Annotated in this window: 18 protein-coding genes; 4 read left to right on the plus strand and 14 right to left on the minus strand. The window is 60.5% G+C overall.

Annotation, left to right across the window (positions count from 1 at the left end; translation table 11 throughout):
• Positions 1–125: 125 nt before the first annotated feature.
• The 3 genes from AAFH99_RS04000 to AAFH99_RS04010 all read right to left on the minus strand — a co-directional run bounded on the left by AAFH99_RS04000 (position 126) and on the right by AAFH99_RS04010 (position 2,394).
• Positions 126–533: a hypothetical protein gene (locus AAFH99_RS04000; protein WP_051687295.1), complete on the minus strand. Its 408-nt coding sequence runs from the start codon at positions 531–533 to the stop codon at positions 126–128.
• Positions 534–634: 101 nt separating this feature from the next.
• Entirely contained in the window at positions 635–907 is a 273-nt protein-coding gene (locus AAFH99_RS04005) for a hypothetical protein (protein ID WP_043320085.1), read from the minus strand.
• Between the two features lie 392 nt (positions 908–1,299).
• Complete coding sequence (locus tag AAFH99_RS04010; protein ID WP_406828726.1) at positions 1,300–2,394, minus strand: hypothetical protein; 1,095 nt, start codon at positions 2,392–2,394, stop codon at positions 1,300–1,302.
• A gap of 152 nt (positions 2,395–2,546) precedes the next feature.
• Between AAFH99_RS04010 and serB the strand changes: the two genes are divergently transcribed.
• Positions 2,547–3,581 carry a phosphoserine phosphatase SerB gene (serB, locus tag AAFH99_RS04015; RefSeq protein ID WP_043320087.1) on the plus strand — a complete coding sequence of 345 codons (1,035 nt, stop codon included), beginning with the start codon at positions 2,547–2,549 and terminating at the stop codon, positions 3,579–3,581.
• On the opposite strand, the gene AAFH99_RS04020 is transcribed toward serB, so the two are convergent.
• From AAFH99_RS04020 to epmB, 7 genes are all read right to left on the minus strand, one after another.
• Positions 3,575–3,763 carry a hypothetical protein gene (locus AAFH99_RS04020; protein ID WP_043320088.1) on the minus strand — a complete coding sequence of 63 codons (189 nt, stop codon included), beginning with the start codon at positions 3,761–3,763 and terminating at the stop codon, positions 3,575–3,577. The two genes, serB and AAFH99_RS04020, sit on opposite strands and share 7 nt — an antisense overlap.
• Before the next feature lie 172 nt (positions 3,764–3,935).
• Positions 3,936–7,055 (minus strand): efflux RND transporter permease subunit, encoded by a 3,120-nt coding sequence (locus tag AAFH99_RS04025; protein WP_043320089.1) that lies wholly within the window; start codon positions 7,053–7,055, stop codon positions 3,936–3,938.
• Positions 7,052–8,131, minus strand: a complete 1,080-nt coding sequence (locus tag AAFH99_RS04030; protein WP_051687296.1) for an efflux RND transporter periplasmic adaptor subunit — start codon at positions 8,129–8,131, stop codon at positions 7,052–7,054. The genes AAFH99_RS04025 and AAFH99_RS04030 overlap by 4 nt, the downstream gene beginning before the upstream one ends.
• A 238-nt stretch (positions 8,132–8,369) precedes the next feature.
• Complete coding sequence (locus AAFH99_RS04035) at positions 8,370–10,364, minus strand: M1 family metallopeptidase (RefSeq protein ID WP_406828727.1); 1,995 nt, start codon at positions 10,362–10,364, stop codon at positions 8,370–8,372.
• Between the two features lie 204 nt (positions 10,365–10,568).
• Positions 10,569–12,650, minus strand: a complete 2,082-nt coding sequence (locus AAFH99_RS04040; RefSeq protein ID WP_406828728.1) for an EAL domain-containing protein — start codon at positions 12,648–12,650, stop codon at positions 10,569–10,571.
• 261 nt (positions 12,651–12,911) lie between these two features.
• Positions 12,912–14,759, minus strand: a complete 1,848-nt coding sequence (locus AAFH99_RS04045) for a hypothetical protein (protein WP_406828729.1) — start codon at positions 14,757–14,759, stop codon at positions 12,912–12,914.
• 224 nt (positions 14,760–14,983) lie between these two features.
• On the minus strand, positions 14,984–16,033 hold the full coding sequence (gene epmB, locus AAFH99_RS04050) for an EF-P beta-lysylation protein EpmB (protein ID WP_406828730.1): 1,050 nt from the start codon (positions 16,031–16,033) through the stop codon (positions 14,984–14,986).
• Between the two features lie 107 nt (positions 16,034–16,140).
• Between epmB and efp the strand changes: the two genes are divergently transcribed.
• The gene (gene efp / locus AAFH99_RS04055; RefSeq protein WP_043320096.1) at positions 16,141–16,713 is read left to right on the plus strand and encodes an elongation factor P; all 573 of its coding nucleotides are present in this window, start codon (positions 16,141–16,143) and stop codon (positions 16,711–16,713) included.
• Between the two features lie 240 nt (positions 16,714–16,953).
• Positions 16,954–17,910 (plus strand): EF-P lysine aminoacylase EpmA, encoded by a 957-nt coding sequence (epmA, locus tag AAFH99_RS04060; protein ID WP_043320097.1) that lies wholly within the window; start codon positions 16,954–16,956, stop codon positions 17,908–17,910.
• A 27-nt stretch (positions 17,911–17,937) separates the two neighbouring features.
• Here epmA and AAFH99_RS04065 read toward each other — a convergent pair whose 3' ends face one another.
• The 3 genes from AAFH99_RS04065 to AAFH99_RS04075 form a co-directional block, all read right to left on the minus strand.
• Positions 17,938–18,801, minus strand: coding sequence for a GNAT family N-acetyltransferase (locus AAFH99_RS04065; RefSeq protein ID WP_043320099.1), 864 nt, complete (start codon positions 18,799–18,801; stop codon positions 17,938–17,940).
• A gap of 73 nt (positions 18,802–18,874) precedes the next feature.
• Positions 18,875–19,711 (minus strand): serine O-acetyltransferase, encoded by an 837-nt coding sequence (cysE, locus tag AAFH99_RS04070; protein WP_231491962.1) that lies wholly within the window; start codon positions 19,709–19,711, stop codon positions 18,875–18,877.
• Positions 19,712–20,731, minus strand: a complete 1,020-nt coding sequence (locus AAFH99_RS04075; RefSeq protein ID WP_043320100.1) for a serine/threonine protein kinase — start codon at positions 20,729–20,731, stop codon at positions 19,712–19,714.
• A 96-nt stretch (positions 20,732–20,827) separates the two neighbouring features.
• On the opposite strand from AAFH99_RS04075, the gene AAFH99_RS04080 reads away from it, so the two are divergent.
• Positions 20,828–21,154, plus strand: a complete 327-nt coding sequence (locus AAFH99_RS04080; RefSeq protein WP_406828731.1) for an antibiotic biosynthesis monooxygenase family protein — start codon at positions 20,828–20,830, stop codon at positions 21,152–21,154.
• On the opposite strand, the gene AAFH99_RS04085 is transcribed toward AAFH99_RS04080, so the two are convergent.
• The gene (locus tag AAFH99_RS04085; protein ID WP_043320102.1) at positions 21,151–21,336 is read right to left on the minus strand and encodes a hypothetical protein; all 186 of its coding nucleotides are present in this window, start codon (positions 21,334–21,336) and stop codon (positions 21,151–21,153) included. The genes AAFH99_RS04080 and AAFH99_RS04085 overlap by 4 nt on opposite strands.
• Between the last annotated feature and the right edge of the window lie 2 nt (positions 21,337–21,338).

The following is a 21,338-nucleotide window of genomic DNA, read 5'->3' on the forward strand; positions in this document are numbered from 1 at the left end:
CATGCATTTTTATTTAGGTCGATCCTAGCAGCGGGAGGAGAGACCGGTCTGTATGACCAAGGTATGAAACGCGAGAAGCCGCCCGCAGGCGGCTTCTCTCATCGTGAGGGTTTCAATACACCCTGTTAGCGGCGATGGCGACCGCCACCATGGTGCGGGCGACCACCGGGACGACCCGGACGGTGAGACGCGTGGGGCGGACGGTGTCCGGGTTTACCGGGGCGGTGACCGTGGTGCGGCGGACGGTAGCCGGGCTTACCGGGGCGATAGCCCGGACGGTTGTAGTAGTGGCGACCATGATAGCGATAGTAGCCACCGCGGTAGTAACGGGGATAGGCACCGTAGCGGTAATAGCGCGGTGAAGAGTAATAGAAGGAGACACTGCCCGATGGATATACGTAGGGGCGAGAGTACGGGTAGGTGGAATAACCTGTGCTGCTGGAGCTGTAGTAGCCATCTGAAACACAGGCGCCCAGGGTCAGGCTGCCGAATACCGTTAAGGCCAGCAGGCCTTTTTTAACTATACGATTCATGTGAGACCTCCGCGATGCGGGTTTCTGGTGCGAGGCTGTTCGCGTTCACGCGGGCAGTTAGATGCACCGGGTTCATTGGCTGGTCAACGAGGACGTTGCGATCAGCGAGGTTGGTTGACACGGTGGTGTGGCAGGTCATGGCGATAGTCGCCACTGCCGCGCTGGTAGTAACTGGGATTGCGCACGTTGTGGCACTTCCCATTTTGGTGACAGTGGTAGTAGCGGCCTTTTACCGAATAGTAACCGGGCCCTTCGCCGGTTCGGTTAACCGCCGTCGTCGTGTCAGTCATGTCCTCCATGCTGGTGCAACCGGTGAGCGTCAGCAGTGCCGCTGCCCCCAATGCCCCGGCGAGTCCTCCGAGTGAACGCTTCATGAAAACCTCCGCGCCCGCAGGCGGGTAACTTTCTTACTTTCCTTCGAACCACCCACCGGTCAAAAACGTCTGTTGACAACCGGCGAAACTGGTTCGAAACCCAAGTGAAAGTTATTAAAGGGTGACGCAGGAGCAATCACGACCCGTTGCGATGAATATCAACAACTAAAAAGTTATGACGGGGGGTGTGGATAGAATGCTTTTTCTAGTTGGGTGGCGGAGCTGCGAGCGGGGACAGCTTAGTGAGACACGCCGTGAACCCATCCCTGGGGGCTCTTCCGTGAGGTCCCTCTCGCGGAAGGTCTCACTAAGCTGTCCCCGCTCGCAGCCCCTTCTCATCAGCCATAACGCACAAAATTAGAAAAGTTTGCGGAGGGCTGGGCTGAGATTTTTTAGGCAGTAACCAATTGCTGCAACTGATTATCCAGCAACTGCTGCAATTTCGGATTCAGCCCGGTCACCTCGGCACCCCAGCTGGTGGTGTGGCACTGGATACGATTTTCCAGGGACTCGTCATCCAGCAATTGCGGATGCAGGGTCAGGCCACGGGACTGGCTTAGGAGTTGCTCGCCGTTGAAATCGAACTGCTCCGGTTTTGCCGGCAATACGGACAGCGCCAGCTGCAGGCCGGTGGCGCGGCTGGACTGTTGCAGGCCACGCAGGAGCAGGCCTGCGCATACTGCGCGAAAGGCGGCGTCTTCACCGGCGAAGCCGAGACCCACGAATGGGCCGGCACTGGGCAGCGGGCGGGCGTCGTAAATGCGGGTGAGCAGCTGCAGGCGTTGCTCCAGTTCATTTTGCAGATTGTCCAGCGCGCTGCGGGATAGCTGGTTGCCGAGCTGGGCCCAGTTCAGCGGGCGCAGGTAGAGGCCGGCGGTGACTTCGGGGGGCGGTTTGGGTTGTGCCTTGGGGACCAGTAGTGGCTTGCGTTGCTGGGGGGTAGCAGAAAGCATTTGTGTAATGGCCAGCGCGCAGGCGGCGCTGAACGGCAGTGCGAAAATCAGGCACAGTAACAGGCTGGCCCACGGGTAGTGGACCTCGGAACCGGGCTGGATATTCAGTGCCACACTGCCAGCGAAGCTGTCGTGGAGGACAACCGGTTCGGTAATCATCTCACCGCGGTCGCGCACACCGGTCTGTGCCAGGGGGCTGGAGTCCACGTCCTGAATGGTCACGCCATAGATCGCGGGCAATTCCAGGGTCTGCTGTGCCAATAGTTGCAGACTGATCCGGTCACCGGCAACGATCTGCTGCAGGCTCTGGCTGGCGAGCAGCCGGGCGGCGGCCGCGGCGCTGGCGCGGTCGCGACTCTGCGCTGTGGATAACTGCTGGCTGTAGACATGGCCAAGGGTGGCAACACAGAAGCCCGCGAGTGTTAGCCAGATGGTGGCGGCAAGCAAATGACGTTGTTGATTACGGCTCAGGCCTGCGAGCCACTGGGGCAGGCTGGCGGAGAGTCCAGACAGGCGGGCGAGAAGGTTTTTCATCTTGTTATGCATTTGCTGGCAGTACAGCAGCTGATTTTATCCCACTTCTTCAGCGAAAAAACGCGCCGGGCTATAATGCGCGGCCATTTCCGCCGGGTTTCGCGCAGGTTTTACTGCCGGACCGGTCAATTTGCCGTCAACAAGAGTCAGTCATGGACGCCAACTCCCCCGCTTCTCTCTATACCGATCTTGCCCGTCACTGTGGGCAGGCGTTTGCATTGCCGGTTGCGCCAGTGCTCCCGGAAACTCCCGCGGCGGTGGTCGCACCCTGGTGCCTGACCGTGCTGTCGACAGATATCGATCCGGGGCAGCTGGAAAAGCTGGCGGCGTTTGTAAATGCGGACGAGTGGCGGCCGGTGGCCCTGGATATTCTCGCTGCCCGGGAGGATTGCAAGGTGGTACGGATTCAGCTGCAAGGTGATATCGCCTTTGCCGCGGCACGCCTCGCGCTGCTGGATCTCGGACAGTCACTGGGGCTGGAGCTGGTGCTGCAGGCCGGGGAAACCCAGCGCGCCCCGAAACTGGCCTGCTTCGATATGGACTCCACCCTGATTCAGGCGGAAGTTATTGACGAGCTTGCCAAGATCGCCGGCGTTGGCGACCAGGTGGCGGAGATTACCCTCTCCGCCATGCGCGGTGAACTGGATTTCCAGCAGAGTTTTCGCAAGCGTATGGGATTGTTGAAAGGGTTTACCGAGGCCAGTCTCGCGGAAATTGCCCCGCGCATTCCAATTATGCCCGGTGCTCAGCGCCTGCTGCTTGCCCTGCGCGCCCTCGGTTGTAAAAGCGCAATCCTGTCCGGGGGGTTTACCTACTTTGCCCACTACCTGCGCGACAACCACCTGGCAGTGGATTTTGTCCACGCGAACCAACTCGAATTTGAGGGCGGTGCACTGACTGGTGGTGTGATAGACCCGATCGTGGATGGAGCGCGCAAGGCGCTGCTGCTGCAGGAGATTGCGAAAGAGCTGGATCTGTCCCTGGATCAGGTGATTGCGGTGGGAGATGGTGCCAACGATCTGCCGATGCTGGCACTGGGTGCGCTGGGGATTGCGTTTCACGCCAAGCCCAAGGTGCGCGCAGAGGCGCCACAGGCGATTGATGGTTTTGGGCTGGATGCAGCGCTGTACCTGTTTGGCCTCAATGATCGTCAGATCGCGGCGCTGCTGGATGAGCGCGCTCAGTAAAGAGTGGTATAGGCGCCGGCGAGCCCCGCGACCGGTGCGAATTCGCTGACCACACTGGCGAACGGAATCGGCGGTTTGCGCTTGTTGTTATCCTTGTAGCAGGCCTGTTTGTTGCAGGCGGCCATAAAGAGCGCGAATACAATCAGTGCAATGGCGGCGAGTGTGCGCTTACCCATCAACATGTGGAATCCCTGTCAGCGTTTGCGATGTCTTTCCGGTGATTGCCAGTGGGATACCACTGGCAATCAATAGACGCGCTGGATCCTGAAAAAGTTGCACCCAGCCCGTCAAAGTGGGCAAGAGATTAAGAGAAAAGTACTGCCTCCGATAGTGCGGAGTGACAATCGGCGCCAATCAATCTCCTTTTTGCATCGGGTGCTCGGCTTCCAGAGCATCCACATCCCGCGCTACCTGTCCCGGTGACCCGGTGCGTCGAGCCAGTACGTCATAGGCCACCGGCACGATATACACGGTGAACAGGGTCGCCGCCAGCACACCGAACAACACCACGGTACCGATCACCGCGCGGGTCTCCGAGCCCGCGCCGGAAGACAGCAGCAGCGGCAGGGAACCGGCGGCGGTGGTAATGCCGGTCATCAGGATCGGACGCAGACGGGTTTCCGCGGCCTGGCGCAGGGCCTGGCCGAACTCAACCCCGCGATCCCGAAGCTGGTTGGCAAATTCCACGATCAGAATGCCGTTCTTTGCCGCCAGACCCACCAGCATGATCAATCCCACCTGACTGTAGATATTCAGCGACTGGTTTGTCAGCAGCAGACCGAGTAAGGCACCGGCCATGGCCAGGGGCACGGTGAACATAATCACCAGCGGGTGAACGAAGCTTTCGAACTGGGCGGCGAGTACCAGGAATACCACCAGCGCGCCGAGCAGGATCGCGAACAGAATGGTATTGCTGGAATCCTGGAAGCTCTTGGATTGACCCTTGTAGTCGATGACCGGCGAGCCTTCGAGATTCTCCTCCGCCAGTTTATTCAGGTATTCCAGCGCTTCCCCCAGTACCAGTCCGTCCGCCAGGTTGGCGTCGAGGGTGATGGAGCGCACTCGGTTGTAGCGCTGCAGTTGCGGTGAATCCGCGTACTCGCTTACTTCCACCAGACTCTGCAGGGGAATCAGTTCACCGGTAGTTTTGGAGCGCACGTAGAGGTTCTCCAGGCTGTCCGGGGTGCGCTGCATTTCCCGCTCGCCCTCGAGGATTACGTCGTACTCTTCACCGTTGTTGATAAAGGTGGTGGCGCGGAGCGATCCGAACATGGTCTGCAGGGTGGTGCCCACATCACTGACCTGCACACCGAGATCCGCGGCCCGCTCGTAGTCCACATTGATGCGCAGCTGTGGCTGGGTTTCCTTGTAATCCCAGTCTACACCCAGCAGGCCCGGGTTGGACTCCTCGATAGCCGCACTCAGCTGATCCCGCCACTGGGTCAGCTGCTCGTAGCTACTGCCACCCAGCACAAACTGCACCGGCTTGCCGAGGCCACCACCAAAGCTCTGGCGCATCACCGGGAAGGCACGCACCCCGCTGAGGTCCTTAACCGCTTCGCGTACCTGGTTCATCAATTCAAACCCGGATGGCCGCTCGCCCCAGGGGGCCAGGGTAAAAATCACCATGCCGGTGTTGAAGGTGGCAGAGGTGCCAAACGAGCGCGGTGAGCGCACCAGCAGGCGGTTTACATAACCCTTTTCCACCAATGGCATCAGCCGCGCCTCTATGATGTCCATGTACTCCTGCATGTACTGATAGCTGGCGCCCTCGGGGCCGTTCACCAGCAGGAAGAAGGAGCCGCGGTCTTCCCGCGGCGCATACTCGGTGGGGATAAGCCGGAACGACAGCGCGGCAAACGCCATCACGCCCACGAACACCAGGCCGGCAATCCAGTGCCTGCGCAGCAGCACCTTCAGGCCGCGGCCATACACACGCTGGATACGGGTCAGCGCATTGTCCATAAAGCGGGTGGCGGCATTGTGCTGATCGTTGGGGCGAATCAGCTTTGCCGCCAGCATCGGCGACAGGGTCAGTGCGGTGATGGAGGAAAAGATCACCGCCGCGGACATGGTGAGTGCGAACTCGGAAAACAGCCGGCCAATATCCCCCTCCAGAAAAGTAATCGGCACGAACACCGCCACCAGTACCAGGGTGGTGGCCACCACCGCAAAGCCCACCTCGCGCGCGCCGCGATAGGCGGCGAGCAGTGGCGGCTCGCCGTACTCGTCCATACGCCGGAAAATGTTTTCCAGCACCACGATGGCATCGTCCACCACCAGGCCGATGGCCAGCACCAGTGCCAGCAGGGTGAGCAGGTTGATACTGAAACCAAATGCGTAGAGCAGGATGGAAGTGGCGATCAGGGATACCGGCACGGTCACTGCCGGCACCAGGGTCGCGCGCCAATTTCCGAGAAACAGGTAGATCACCAGGGTCACCAGAATCACCGCAATCAGCAGGGTGGCGTACACTTCTTTGATGGCCTCGGACACAAACACCGAGGCGTCGTAGCTCTGGCTCAAGCGCATGCCATCCGGCAGGGTCTTGTTGACCTTGTCCATTTCCGCCTTGGCCGCTTCCGCCACCGCCACGATATTGCCGGTGGACTGGCGGGTGATGCCGATACCCACCATGGGTTCGCCGTTGCCGCGGAAGGTGGAGCGGTCTTCCGCGGACCCCAATTCCACCCGGGCCACATCACCCAGACGTACCACGTGGCCGCTGTCGCCGGTGGCGATGGCCAGGCGTGCGAAATCCTCGGCGCTCTGGAACTGGCGCTGCAGACGCAGGGTGAACTGGCGATCCGTAGACTCCATATAGCCCGCCGGCAGCTCGCGGTTCTCCGCGCGCAAGGCCTGTTCGATATCCGCGCTGGTGACGTTGTGGGCGGTCATGGCGCCGCGGTCCAGCCAGATACGCATGGCGAAGTCTTTGGCCCCTCCGACGCGCACCCGCGCCACGCCGTCCAGTACCGAGAAGCGGTCCACCAGGTAGCGGTTGGCGTAATCGGTCAGCTCCGGCACGGTCATGCGGTCGGAGGTGAGATTCAGCCAGATCACCACGTCGTCGCTGCTGTCGACCTTTTCGATCTCGGGGGGATCCGCTTCCACCGGCAAATTGTTCAGCACGCCGGAGACCCGGTCGCGGATGTCGTTGGCCGCGCCGTCCACGTCGCGGTTGATATTGAACTCGATGGAAATCCGCGAGCGCCCGTCGGTGCTGGACGAGGTGACCGTCTTTATCCCCTCGATACCGGCAATGCGGTCCTCGATCAGACGGGTGATGCGAGTCTCGACGATATCCGCCGATGCGCCGGGGTAATTGGTGTCGATGGACACGATGGGCGGATCGATATCCGGGTATTCCCGCAGCGCCAGCCGGTCGAAACTGATCAGGCCGAACACCACCAGCAGTAGGGAAAGAACCAGTGCAAAAACCGGGCGTTTGACCGCCGTATCACTGATGATCATTGGCTGGCCGCTCCCTCTTCATCGGTGACGGTGACGGCCTGGCCGTCGCGGATATGCAGGGTGCCGCGGGTCACTACCCGATCGCCCTGGTTGAGACCGGACAGCACTTCCACCTTGCCCCGGTAGCGGTGGCCAATCTCAATCTCGCGGCGCTGCACCATATGCCCGCCCTCGGTTTTCTTCACCACAAATACCGACTGCTCGCCGGCTAACGGCACCAATGCGGCTTCCGGAATGGTCAGGGCCTGGCGCGGGTTACTGATGATCTTCACCCGCAACAGCATGCCGGGCTTCAGCTGGCCGTCCGGGTTGTCGAGGCGGCCGCGCACGGTAAAGGCGCGGGTCTGGGGATCGACGCGAGCCTCCACAATCATCACCTCGCCATTGAATACCCGCTTGGGGTGCGCCTGGCTCATGGCCTCGATCTTCATACCCCCGGTAATCGCGGACAGCTGCCGTTCGGGTACGGTGAAATCCAGTTTCAGGCGGTCGATTTCCTGAATGGTGGTGATCTCGGTGGTGGGGGTGGCCAGGCTGCCGACGCTGATATTGCGCAGTCCCAGCTGGCCATCAAAGGGCGCGCGGATAATGCGGTCGTCGATGCGCGCCTGCAGGCCATCGATCAGCGCGCGGGTCTCCGCCACCTGGGTCTGCACCGCCTCCCACTGCTCGCGGGTGGTGAGGTTTTTGTTGACCAGGCCGCGCAGGCGTTTCTCGTCACGCTCAAAACGCTCCAGTGTAGCGCGCGCCCCCGCCAGTTCCGCCAGCTCCTCACCGTGGCTCAGCTCCACCAGCACATCGCCGGCCTTCACCTTCTGGCCGCTTTCAAAGTGGATCTTGCTGATGTGTTCGGTAACCCCGGCACGCAGGGAGACAAATTCCCAGGCCCTGGCAGTACCCAGTGCCTCTACCGGGTTGGCGATCTGCTCCAGCTCCACGGTGGCCGCGCGTACCGGTACCGGGGCGGCATTGGGGGCCTGGGCGTGGATCGGGGAAGAAGCGGTGGAGGCGAGAAACAATGCGCAGGTCGCGCCAAAGACTCTGGAAGCGGTTCCGAATGCGGAAATCAATTTCATGACGAGGGGGTATACCTGATGGTCGAGCATTATTGGGGTGAAACGCGAGAAAGTTTGGCATCTATTGGCAACTAAGAGGAGCAACTTTCAGGCCAGATTTATACGGTCGCAATACGCGCAAAGATCTTACAAAAAAATGCCTCCCACCGAGTGATCGGTGGGAGGCATTTCGATGAGCTGTGCCTTTCTCAGGATAAATGGGCGGTGCCCGAGATTGACGCTTCGCTTAAAGGCGCGCTCAGTCGCCGTAAATAATCTTGCTGTTCACCTTCACGGTCAGCGGATGGTAACCCGGCTTGGCCTTTTCGAAGATGCGCTTGGCTTCGTCGGTCTTGCCGTTTTCCACCATGTTGCGGTACAGGGGGCGCAGGAACTTGTTGCGGCCGATGCTGACCAGGAAATCCTCCAGGCGCGCGTTGGCCGGTTCGTAGTTATTGCGCACGGCAATCATCAGCCAGCTGAAGGCGATCTCGTTGTTTTTCGATTGGGTCAGGTCAAAGGTGCTGTCCAGTTCTTTCAGCTGATCGTCGCTCAGCTTTTCCGGCATGCCGTCGAGGAAGTATTTCCACTGGTGGAAGGTCCAGCCGTTGGTGTCGATGTCACTGGCCTTCATCTCGCCGTTCAGCCACTTCTCGCGGATCGGGTCCAGCTTGGTGAAGGCGTCAGAGGTGGGCTTTGGAGCCCCTTCGGGAATGCCCGGCTCGAAGATCCACTCCTGGATCCGCGCGCGGTCCAGTTTGTCCGGGTATTGCTTCAGCAGAGTGTTATCCAGATATTCTACGAAGTCCTCGGTGGTGATGCTCTGGAAAGCGAAGTGGTTGAAGTATTCCATCAGGAACTTGTCGAAATTCTCCCGGCCCACTTTCTGCTCCAGTTCGTACAGGAACAGGGAGCCTTTTTCATAGGGGATATTGGAGAAAACTTCGTCCGGGTCGCGGCCGCGCAGATCAATGGCCATGATCTCGTCCTGGTCCGGGCGATCGGCAAGGTCGGCCTGCAGATCGTCGTAGCCCAGGGCCATTTCCATCTGGTAGCGCTCGTCACCGTACACGAACTGCATGATGCGGTTGGTGAGGTAGGTGGTGAAGCCTTCGTTCAGCCACAGGTCGCGCCAGCTGGCGTTGGTGATCAGGTTGCCGGACCAGGAGTGGGCCAGCTCGTGGGCGATCAGCGCCACCAGGCTCTTGTCACCGGCGATCACGGTCGGGGTGATAAAAGACAAGCGCGGGTTTTCCATTCCACCGAAAGGAAAGCTCGGTGGCAGAATCAGCAGGTCGTAGCGGTCCCAGCGGTAGGGGCCGAAGTTCTCCTCGGTGACTTCGAGCATGTCCTCGGTGTCTTCGAACTCTTTTGCCGCGGCTTCCAGCAGCTCCGGCTCGGCGTAAACACCGGTGCGCTCGCCCATGGCCTTGAAGTCCAGGTTGCCGATGCCGATGGCGATCAGGTAAGACGGAATCGCCTGGGGCATTTCAAACTCGAACACGCCATCGAGTTCCGCTTCCGGGTCGTTGTTGGCACTCATCACCGCGCGCAGTTCTTTAGGTGTGCGGATGGTGGCCTTGTAGGTCATGCGCACCTGGGGGGTGTCCTGCAGGGGGATAAAACTACGCGCGTGAATGGCCTGGGCCTGGGTAAACAGGAAGGGGTGCTGCTTGCCAGCGGTCTGCTGCGGCTCCAGCCACTGCACGCCGGATGCGCCAGGAGAGGTCTGGTATTGAATGGAGACCTTGTTGGCGCCCTTGGGCAGGTTGATTTTCAGCGGGGTACCAAGGTTCGGGTCGGTTTTTCCCATGCTGAACTTCACGTCCTGCAGGCTGTTGCCCACACCGGCGCGCACGGCGGTGACGTCGATATCGCGGGTGTCGAGAATCAGCGCGGGGTTTTTCTGGGTCAGGCGCTGGATATCGAGGATGGCTTCACCCTTGAGTACTTTACTGTCGAAATCGGCGGTGAGATCCAGATCCAGGTGCTTTACGCGATAGTCGTCGGTATTGGCGAAGGAGTGATAATCCACACCGGATTCCGGTGCGCCTTTATCCGCTCTGGTTTGGGGCTTGTTCGAGGTTTCTGATGTGGCATCGGTGGTCTGACTGGTCGCCGGGGGCTCTTCGATCTGTTTCTGTTTCGCAGGGTCTTCGGATTGGCCGCAGGCGCTCAGTGTGGCAAGGCTGCAGGCAAGCAGTCCGGCGCCGATCAGACGGCCGAAGCTGGCAGAAAACAATTGGGGCAGCATGGTGGGCTCCGTGATTGTTGTACTTGTGAATTTCGAACTGGGTAAATTCGTCGCGGCAAAGAATACCCAATTGGGGGCGCGACGGGGAAATATTGGGTGTGGTCTTTAAGGTAGACCGAAATTGGGGATACGGGGTGTCTGAACCCGGCGTTGTGGCGGGGCAGATGGCTGCCCCTTGCCGGTGTGTGCAATCAGCCAGGGGAATCAGTCCAGGCTGAAATCAAAATTCATTTCTTCCCCTGGTGGTTGCACATAGTAACCCTGGATATAGTCGGTACCGGACTGCCACAGGGTGGGCAGCATGCTGGCCTGCTCCACGTGGGGGACGATGACCTGGGTATCGATTTCTTTCAGCTGGCTGACGAGTTTGACCAGCGCCTCACTGTCTTCCCCTTCGTCCTGGACTTCGCGCACGAAGGAGGCGTCGATCTTGGCGATGTCCACCTTGACGTGTTCCAGCGCCTTGAACGGGCTGAGGCCGGTACCGAAGTGGCACACGGAAACGCGGCAGCCGAGATCCTGTACCTGCTTGGCGAAATCGCGGGCGGCGTGCAGATTGCTGTTGATATCTTCCGCACGCAGCTGGAAGGTGACGGTTTTGGGGGCAACCTTGGCGGCCTTGAAAGCAACGCCGAGCCATGCCGGCAGGCTGTTATCCTTCAGCGATGCGGCGGTTAGGTGTAACAGTACTGAAACCGGTTCACCCTTGGCATTTTGCGCGGCGGCAGCCTTGACGGCGTTGAGGATGACCCAGCGATCCATTTTGGTGGAAAGGCCGGCATCGCCGAGTGCTTCGAGGAAGGCGATAGGCGCGAGTTCCTCTTTGCCGTCGACCATGCGCACCAGTACTTCGTAGAGTTTTTCACCGCTGCCCTGCAGGCTGAGGATCGGCTGGTACAGCAGTTTGAAATTGCCGGCCTCCAGCGCCTGGGTGACGCGGGCGCGGTGGTAAGTGTCGGCGTCGCCCTGCTGTTCGCTGTCGGGTTCGTACAGGGCGAAGTGGCCCTCTCCCTTGGCGGTGGCCTGGTCGTGGGCCTTGGATGCCTGCTCCAGCACCTTGTCGGCATTGCCGGAGGTTTCGCTCATCAGGGAGATGCCGATGGATGCCGTGATGTGCAGGGTTTTGCCGGCGGCTTCAAAAATGGTGTCGGCAACTTTCTGTAGCAGTTCTCTGGAGCGGGATTCGGCGCTGTCCGGGGTGGTTTCCGGCATCAGCAGACAGTAACTCTCCTCGCCGTAGCGGGCGATGATGTCACCGCGGCGGGCACTGCTTTGTAGCAGTTCGCCGAACTTCTTGTGCAGTTGATCCGCGCCTGCAACTCCCACCACCTGTTGTACGGATTCCTCGAAGCGGTCGATTTCGATATAGATCAGGCCGCCGGTGCGCTGGGAGCCGGCAGCGGCGGTAATCGCGTTGTCCAGCAGCTGGACGAAGCGCTGGCGGTTGTACAGGCCGGTGGCTGCGTCGCGATTCTTGGCTTCGCTGAGCTGTGCTTCGAGCTCTTCGGTGTTGCCGCTACTGGCGGCGATGCGCACCTGCAGGCAGCGCTCATCGTCGTAAATGGTGGACAGTACTTCCGCCTTGGTGGACAGCGGCGTGCCGTTGGCGGTCTTGGCGGTGAACTGCCACTCCTGGGCCTCCACCTCGTTGTTGCTGATGGCACAGTTGCGCAGGAAATCCCGCGCATCCGGCTGTTCGCCTTCGGTGAGCATGTCGATCAGTGGCTGGTATTCGACATCGTCGCGATCGGTATAGCCGAAGCGCTCGGCAAAGGAGTCGTTGGCGTAAACGATCAGGCCGTCGGAAATGTAGGCGATGGCATCTTTGGAGCTGTCCAGCAGCTCCTTGGCGCGGTTCAGGGTGGCGTGGTAACGGCGGTCGTGCTGGCGTGCCTGGCGACGTTCTTCCAGAGCGGTAAGCTCGCGCTGGATCACCAGCAGCAGGTGCTGGTCCTCGTCAATGGTCACTACATCGCGGGCGCCGGCCTTGAGGCCCTCCACCACTGGCTGCGAGCCTTCGCGTTCGGTCAGCAATATTGCCGGAACATCTTTCTGCAGCTTGTTGATGGTGCGGATGGCGGTGGCGGCTTCCAGCTGCTTGCCCTGTTCGGCGGCGATCAGTAGGTCCCAGGTGTGTTCTTGTAACAGCTTGGTGAGCGCGGCTTCGCTGGCGACGTGCTGGGCGCGGTTCGGGCGACCGGCGTTCTGCAGCATGCTCACCAGTCGCTGGGCCTCGGCCGGGACATCGTGGATAAGTAGTAGGCGGATGGTGTTGTCGCTGCTCATTGTGTTCCTGTTGTACTGCGTCGCGGCGGTGCGTTATCCAATTTTGTGACCGCTTCCATGCAGCTGCCCATTGTGTGCGGGAAAGAGTGCGGGGTGGTCCAGTGCCGCGAACCCGCTAGTGTAGAACGCGCTATTTGGGGTGAACAAGTGCGCCGTGGCCACTATGGGATATGGTTCCAAATTTCAGCGATAAAGCGCTGATTTCTGTAAAAGTGTTGGGGAAAATTCATCATTTTGACCTACCGGCCTGGTACGCGGGTGTTAAGAAAACTCAAAAATGGCGAAGCTTCCAGTGCGCAGTGTCTGCTGGCTGAGCGTCACGGTTCGGGACTGGCCAGCGGTGACAATGTCGACGGTGTCTCCCTCCTGGAACAGGGGGGTGGGTAGCAGCAATTCCGGTGGATTGCCGGCGTCACCGGTCAAAAGCCCCGCCATGGGGTCAGTGCGACGACCGTCTCTGGTGTAGCGGTGAACCCGCACGGCACTGGTGTGTCCTCCGAGTAATTCCACCCCCGCGCGGCACTGGTCCGGCAGGCCAAACTGCCAGCGCACCATGCCCACCTCCCAGCGCTCTTTGACTCGCACTGCGATCAGGTTGCCACTGTGCAGGCGGCCTTGGGTGCTTGGAGGCAGGCGCAGGCCGGCACCCGTGTCGCTGGTGTTCAGCAGTGTTGCGTGAATCGGGGCATAGCGTTGCTGTGGCCTGACCGGCCCGGGGTTGCGGGAGACCGAAGGCGCACTGGGCAGTGCGCTGCCGTTGCCATAGGGAAATGGGTCGGACACGGACACTTCGTAGTCCTTGCGTGGCCGACCGGTGCGAAAATCAATGGAGTCCACCTCCATCACCAGGCTGTTGCCGGGAGCGGGGTTGGTTGATGTGGATGGTTCTTCGCTCGCCTCGGCACCCTGTTTCAGGTGATGGCATATGGCGCTGAGGCCGAGTATGACCTGGCAGCGGATATCCGCCGGGGTGCGCAAACCTGCGCGGCTCTTGTCTCCGGCCCAAAGACCGTGCACCTGGGCGAGCATGTTGGTGGAGATTCTGCCGGGGCGGCGCATGCGGCGCTGGAGCTGCCGCAGGGGGCCCGCTAAACCAATAGGCCAACCCAGCGGCATGGAAAAGTGCTTCAGGTCTACCCGGCTGCGTGTCAGGCGCACCGCGGGAATGGGTGGCTGGTCCAGCTTGATGTTGCACAGCAGGGCGTGGGCGTTTTTATCTGCTGTGTTTTGTAGTTGTGCGGTGCGCGCCCAGAAGTCGCAACACCGCCACAGCTGCTGTTGTTCTTCGATGGCCAATTGCAGTGGGTTGGCGCTGGCAAACAGGGACACCTGCAGATACGGATGGCTGACTTTTTCCCAGTGATGCAAGCGGCGCGATGCTATGTCAGGCCCCGGTTCGAATCCACTGCCGGCCAGCGGGTCCGGTGCGCGCCGCTGTTGCAGGTCGTGTTGTCGCGCCAGATGTACCAGCCGCTGCATACCGGCCCAGGAGCCTTTGGGGGGCGCCAGGTAGAAATAATTGCTGATCTGGATCAGGCGGCGGTAGCTGTCGATCCCGCGGTGCAGGGTGCGGACCAGGCGGCGCCGAAAAAACAGGGAGTGCGGCTCGGCGGTGAGTTGTCCGGCGGCGCTGGTGTAGGCCTGGGCCAGGTGCTGATAGAGGATGACCGCGGTAAGCAGGTCCCGCCGCTGCTCGAGGGTTTGAGCGCTGACTTTACTCTCACCGGTGGCCAGCTGTGTCAGCGCCAGGTTGTGGCAATGCGCGACAACGACCGGGCGCAAAACTTCCAGACTGCCGAGGCGCAGGCGAATCGGCGCGCGCCAACGGGCAATTTCCGCCAGCAGGCTGCGCAGGGTGCCGGCATTGCGCTGGGCCCGCTGATCGGTGGGGTTTTCCTGCAGATAGCCATTTAACCAGCGCTTCAGCTGGCGATGGTTGCGGCAGCCACAGGATAGTCGCTCCAGATCCAGAACCGGCGTGGGGACGAGTGGGGTGTACGGGCCCCTCTCGCGTGGTGTCGCGGGACCGGGGGGTGGGCTTGTCGATGGCCCGGCTTCGCTGCCGGGGCGGGCCTGTGGCCCTCGTTTAGTTTCTGCTGCGTCCTGCATGGCACTAACCGGAGTTGCTATGGGCGCAGTATACGAAGCGGCGTAGTTAGTACAAACGCACTAGTTGAAAAGTGCGTCCAAAGTGTCGACTAATTCGCGAAAAAACTTGTGAAAATACGTGAAAAGCACAGGTGATAGCTCTTTCGAGGTGGCTCTACTGGCTACCTCGAAAGGCAATATTTCGTGGCAAACCTGTGAGCCGGGCCTGTGTCCCAGCGATGGTTTTACAGCGGGGTTTTGGATTTTTCTGCGGGTATCTCGCGCACTAATCGCGGTACCAGGTAGCCCGGCAGACGCTGGCGCACGGCTTCCACCAGATTGCGGGCGCGATCATCTCCCACCTCAAAGTGTGCGGCACCCTGCACTCGATCCAGTTGATGCAGGTAGTAGGGCAGCACGCCGCAGGCGAACAGCCTCTCGGACAGCTCCGCGAGGGCGTTCTCACTGTCATTCACACCCTTCAATAGTACCGACTGGTTCAGCAGGGTGACGCCGGCGGTGCGCAGTTTTGCCAGCGCGGCGGCGACCTCTTCATCGATCTCGTTGGCGTGATTGCAGTGCAGCACCAGTACCGGTTTCAGGCGGCCCTTGCTGAACCACTGCAGGAACTCGTCATTGACCCGCGACGGCGCGACGATGGGCAGGCGGGTGTGAATACGCAGCTTGTCCAGCTGCGGTATCTGCGCCAGCTCCGCTGCCAGCCAGCCCAGCTGTTTGTCACTCATCACCAGCGGATCGCCGCCGCTCAGGATGACTTCCCGCAGGTCCTTTTGGTTGCCGATGTAGTCCAGGGCCTGTTGCCACTGGCTGCGGTTCAGGTGGTTGTCACTGTAGGGGAAGGCGCGGCGGAAGCAGTAGCGGCAGTTGACGGCGCACTGGCCGGCGGCAATCAGCAGCAGGCGGCCGCGGTATTTGTGCACCACTCCCGGCACCGGATTGGCGTTGGCCTCTTCCAGCGGGTCGTCATTGAAGCCGGGGCTGGGCTGCAGTTCCGCGCCCGTGGGCAATACTTGCAGCAGCAGCGGGTCTTGCGGATCGCCGGGGCGGATGCGCTTGAGAAAGGGGCGTGGTACCCGCAGCTGGAAGGTGTGTGATGCGGCGATCAGTGCTGGCAGCTGTTGCGGGGCCAATTGCAGGAGGTCGAGCAGTTCCTGCGGGTCGGTGACCAGGTCGGTCATTTCATCCTGCCAGCGGCGCGCGGGCGCGCTGTCGTCGCGGTCGCTGACGATTTCGACGCGGCTGATTTCACGGGCGGGCTGGCGGTGCTGTATCATAGCGGGCTGTTTTTTGGCGCGGTGGCTGGTTACTGCTCAATTGCCCCTGGTGGGCCGCGCGAAGTTTAATCAATTTGACGGCGTTATGCTGATATTTCGAGGAGCTCATGGGTACATATTCCACTAACGAATTCAAAGGCGGCCTGAAGGTGATGCTGGACGGCGACCCCTGTTCCATTGTGGACAATGAGTTCGTGAAGCCCGGTAAGGGCCAGGCGTTCAACCGTGTGAAGCTGCGCAATCTGAAGACTGGCCGTGTTTGGGAGCGTACTTTCCGTTCCGGTGAGAGCCTGGAGTCTGCGGATGTGATGGACCGGGATATGGAATATCTCTACAACGATGGTGAGTTCTTCCACTTTATGGAGCCGGAGACGTTTGAGCAGCATCAGGCGGATGCGAAGGCGGTTGGCGATGCGGCGAAGTGGTTGAAGGAGCAGGATATCTGCGTGGTCACTCTGTACAACGGTGCGCCGCTGGCGGTGACGCCGCCGAACCATGTGATTCTGGAGATTACCGATACGGATCCGGGTGTGCGTGGTGATACGGCCCAGGGTGGCACCAAGCCGGCGACGCTGGCGACCGGTGCGGTGGTGAAGGTGCCGCTGTTTCTGGAGATCGGGGAGACCATCAAGGTGGATACCCGCACTGGGGAATACCTGGGTCGCGCTAAGGAAGACTGATCTCGTTATTGCGCTACCGTGGTTTCTACTCGGGCACTGCGGTGGCGGCGAGTCACCGGGGATGGGTTTTCAGGACCGAGCTAGGCGCCCCCCTGTTAATACATCCCTGTACGCTGCGGCGGCGATGTCCCTGTCGCCGACGCTCCTGAAAACCCATCCCCGGCGTCCCGCCTTCTCTTCTCGCTCCTCTGCCATTCGACTCAACTAAACTAACTCCGCCCATTTTTTCTGGGATTTTCTATGCCTGAAACTTCTTCATGGCAGCCTACTGCCTCTCTGGAAAACCTCCGCCGTCGCGCCACCCTGCTCGCGGATATCCGCCGCTTTTTTGCCGAGCGGCAGGTGTTGGAAATGGAGGTGCCGATTCTGTCTCGTCGCGCTACCAGCGACCCCCATATCGATTCCATCATTGCCGACTGTAGCGGTGCACCGGCGTTTCTGGCGACGAGCCCGGAGTTTGGTCTGAAGCGACTGTTGGCGGCGGGGATTGGGGATTGTTATTACCTGGGCAAGGCGTTTCGCAATGGGGAGGCCGGGGGGCGGCACAATCCGGAGTTCACGATGTTGGAGTGGTACCGGGTTGGGTGGGATGACCACCGCCTGATGATTGAGGTGGGGGAGTTTCTTTCGTGGGTGCTGAAGATTTCTCATGTGCGCTCGTACAGTTATCGGGCGCTGTTTCTGCAGCATCTGGATGTGGATCCGCACCGGGCGTCGTTTGAAGAGTTGAAGGCGGTGTTGGCGCGAGTGTTGGAGATTTCGTTTGAGCCGGCCGGGCGCGATGAGTGTCTGGATCTTTTGATGAGTCACCATATTGAACCGGCCATGGGAGAGGGTATTACGCTGGTGTACGACTTCCCGGCGAGCCAGGCGGCGCTGGCGCGGGTTGAGGACGATGAGCTGGGGGTGCCGGTGGCGCGGCGGTTCGAGGCCTATGTAGGGGGCTTGGAGCTGGCAAATGGGTACTGGGAGCTGACGGATGCGCCGGAGCAGTTGCGGCGGTTTGAGGCGGATCAGCGGTATCGGGAAGATAACGACAAGTCGGTGAATCCATTTGAGGAACGGTTGGTGCAGGCGTTGGAGGCGGGGATGCCGAATTGTGCAGGGGTGGCACTGGGGGTGGACCGGTTGCTGATGCTGGCCTGCGGGGCAGCGCGGATTGACGAGGTGATTGCGTTCCCCATTGCGCGGGCCTGAGCCCGCACAATGGTTATTCCCGGCGGTTTATGCGGATTTCCGGTTTTCACCCAGCGCGTCGGACGAGTGATGATTTGTGGGCGTGTGCGCGCTGCCTCGCTCGGGGGTGAATTCGTAGCAGGTGACTTCACCGACGGCGTAGAAGCCGGCATTTAGCCACAGGTCCTGCTGTTGCTCTCCCACCAATGCCACCGCGTGCTTGTGGTGGCTATGAGTCACTTCTTTCACCAGTTGCTGGAACATGGCTGTGCCCAGTCCGCGGCCGCGGTAATCGGGCAGTGTGCACAGGTCATAAAAGCCGAGGGCGTCTGCGGAGGAGAACAGGCAGCCGGTGGCGACCGGTTTGCCATCGACCAGGCCCAGATGCAGTTTCAGGCGGCTGTGCTTGTGCTCCGGCAGTTCTGCCAGCTGGTGGTAGAACTTTTTGATCTGTGCGGTTTCCCGCGGACAGTCCTGCATTTCCGCAATGAGATCGCCGTAGACGATGATGTCCTCGGCGGTATTCACCGATTTGATTTCCAGGCCTTTGTGGGGCGCCTCGTCGCTGGCCAACTGTTTTACCTCTGCAGCCATGGCGATCTGCGGAGGCTGCCGCTTGAGGTTCAGGGCCTCCATCTCCGATTCATCCAGGGATTTGCTGGCGCAATGCCACAGGGAAAAGGGCGCGTGGCGCTCGGCGAAGTAGTCCACCACGAAGCGCTGCAGGATACGCGGCTGCATCACCGCGTTGCTCACCACCTGGTTGAAGCGGGTGGACAGCAGGCCGCTGTCGGTACGCAGCAGGCCGGTGATTTCCTTGCTCTGCTTGGGGTTTAAAAGGTCGGCGCAGTACCCGGCTTTGTTTTCCAGGTTGCGGCAGACGAGGTTTTTAGCGCTAAGACTGTATTTCATGGTTACAGAATAGTCCTGTGGTTCGCACCCTGCCGGTGGTCCGATCTATTGTTCGCAACCTGTGACAGCAGAATCAGCGCAATTGATCCACCTTGGAGATGGCGCACTGGTCCATGGAGATGGCGGGCTGTTCACAGCTGGCTGTACCGATGACTTTGGCGGGCACACCGGCCACCAGGGATTTTTCCGGTACCGGCTTCAGTACCACGCTGCCAGAGGCAATCTGCGAGCAGCGGCCGATCTCGATATTGCCAAGGATTTTGCTTCCGGCGCCGATCAGCACGCCACAGCGCACCTTTGGGTGACGGTCGCCGGATTCCTTGCCGGTGCCGCCAAGGGTGACCGACTGCATGATCGAGACGTTGTCTTCCACCACTGCGGTTTCACCAATCACGATTCCGGTGGCGTGATCCAGCAGAATGCCCTGCCCCAGTTGCGCGGCCGGGTGGATATCCACCCCGAACACCACCGAGATACGGTGCTGCACAAACAGCGACAGCGAGCGGCGGTTCTGTTGCCACAGCCAGTGGGCCACGCGCCAGGCCTGCAGGGCGTGGTAGCCCTTGAAGAACAGGAAGGGCTCGTAGAGCGAGTGGCAGGCGCTGTCGCGCTGCTCGATGGCGGCGAGATCCGCGCGCGCGGCAGCGCCGATGATGGCATCGGACTCCAGCGCCTCGTCGATCACTTCGCGAATCAACAGTGCCGGCGCCACCGGGCTGTCGAGTTTGTTGGCCAGGTGAAAGCTGAGTGCCGCTTCCAGGGTGTTGTGATTGAGAATGGTGGCGTGCAGAAAGCTTGCCAGAATCGGCTCGCGCTCTACCTGTACCGACACATCCCGGCGGATGCCTTCCCAGATCAGGTCCTGGGTCACTTCGGCTTTGGCTGTTTCCATCAGGGTTTGCTCCTTCATTCAGACGGCACCGAGGGTCAGCGGCGGCTCCTGCAGGGCGGACAATTGCTCCCGCAGCGCCAGAATATGTTCCGCCCAGTAGCGCGGCGTATTGAACCAGGGGAAGGCCATGGGGAAGGCCGGGTCCTCCCAGCGCCGTGCCAGCCAGGCCGCGTGGTGCATCTGGCGCAGACAGCGCAGGGGTTCAATCAATTGCAGCTGGGCCGGATCGAAAGGGTAGAAGGTTTCATAGCCTTCCACCACGGTATCGAGGTAAGCGGTGGCCTCGGCGCGGTCACCGGAAATCAGCATCCAGATATCCTGGATCGCCGGGCCCTGCAGGCAGTCGTCCAGGTCCACAAACCAGGGAGTTTCGTCGCGCCATAAAAAGTTGCCGCTGTGGCAGTCGCCATGAAGCCGGATGGTCGGCCAGTCCTGCTCCAGGATTGGCGTTATCTGCTCGATGATATGCGCGGTGGTGGTGGCATAGGCTTCCACGTTTTCTCGCGGCAGGAAATCGCCACCCAGAATAAATTCGCGGCTGTCGATGGCAAAGCGTTGCAGGCTCAGGGAGGTACGGTGCTCAAAGGGCCGCGCCGCACCCATGGCGTGAATGCGCCCGAGCATGGTGCCCACCTGTTCCAGGTGCTCGAAATTATCCAGCTCGATCTGGTGCCCGCCGCGGCGGGGAAACAGGGCAAAACGGAAGCCGTGGGCCTCGTGCAGAGTCTCGCCATTAAACGCCAGTGGTGCCACCACCGGGATTTCCGCGTCCGCCAGCTCCAGCGCAAACTGGTGCTCCTCGTTGATCTGCGCATCGCTCCAGCGCCCCGGGCGGTAAAATTTCGCGATCAGTGGCTGCGCCTCGTCGATACCCACCTGGTAGACGCGGTTCTCGTAACTGTTGAGCGGGAAAATACGCGCATCCGAGAGCAGCCCCAGGCTCTCCACACAGTCGATCACCCGGTCCGGGGTGAGTGCGTCATAGGGATGAGAGGAAGGGTGAGAAGCGGATTGAGAGGATGTTGACGATTCGGTCATGGCGGTGCTCCAGTGAGCCTCGCAAAGCTCGGATTGGCAGGGGGCGCTATGCTAACGCGGTTGCCAGTGGCGGGCCAAATCAAAAAGGAGTGAGCAGTGAAGTACATTTTTGAAGTCAAAATGAAGCCGGGCCACAGTGCCGAGGAGTATGCGGATGCCTGGGTGCGCGCCTCCGAACTGATTCAGCAGGCTCCCGGTGCCATGGGTACCGAACTACACCGCAAAATCGGCGAGCCGGACAAACTGATTGCTATCGCCCGCTGGCAATCCAAAGCGCACCGCGACGCCATGGAAAACAATCACAGCCCCGAAATCGAAAAGATCATCAAGAGTGCCGCGCCCTTTGTGGAGATTCGCAGTCTGGGAGGATACGAGGAGCCCGAATGGGTAGTCATGCCTCTGGTTGAATCTCGCCGCGGCTAGTCGTCGCGATCCCCGAAAACCTGCTTTTTCCAGTCTTCCCCCATCTGCTCCTCGATGTACTCGCGAATAAACTGCCGCACCTTCTGCGAAGGGGTGACATCCTCCGCGGCACACAGCTTTTCAAAGAGGGCTTTCTTTTTGGGGTCGATCAAAAGAGTCAATCGTGCAGTGCGGTTTTCCATGT

Origin of the sequence: Microbulbifer sp. ARAS458-1 (assembly GCF_045348205.1) — a bacterium.
GTDB lineage: Bacteria > Pseudomonadota > Gammaproteobacteria > Pseudomonadales > Cellvibrionaceae > Microbulbifer.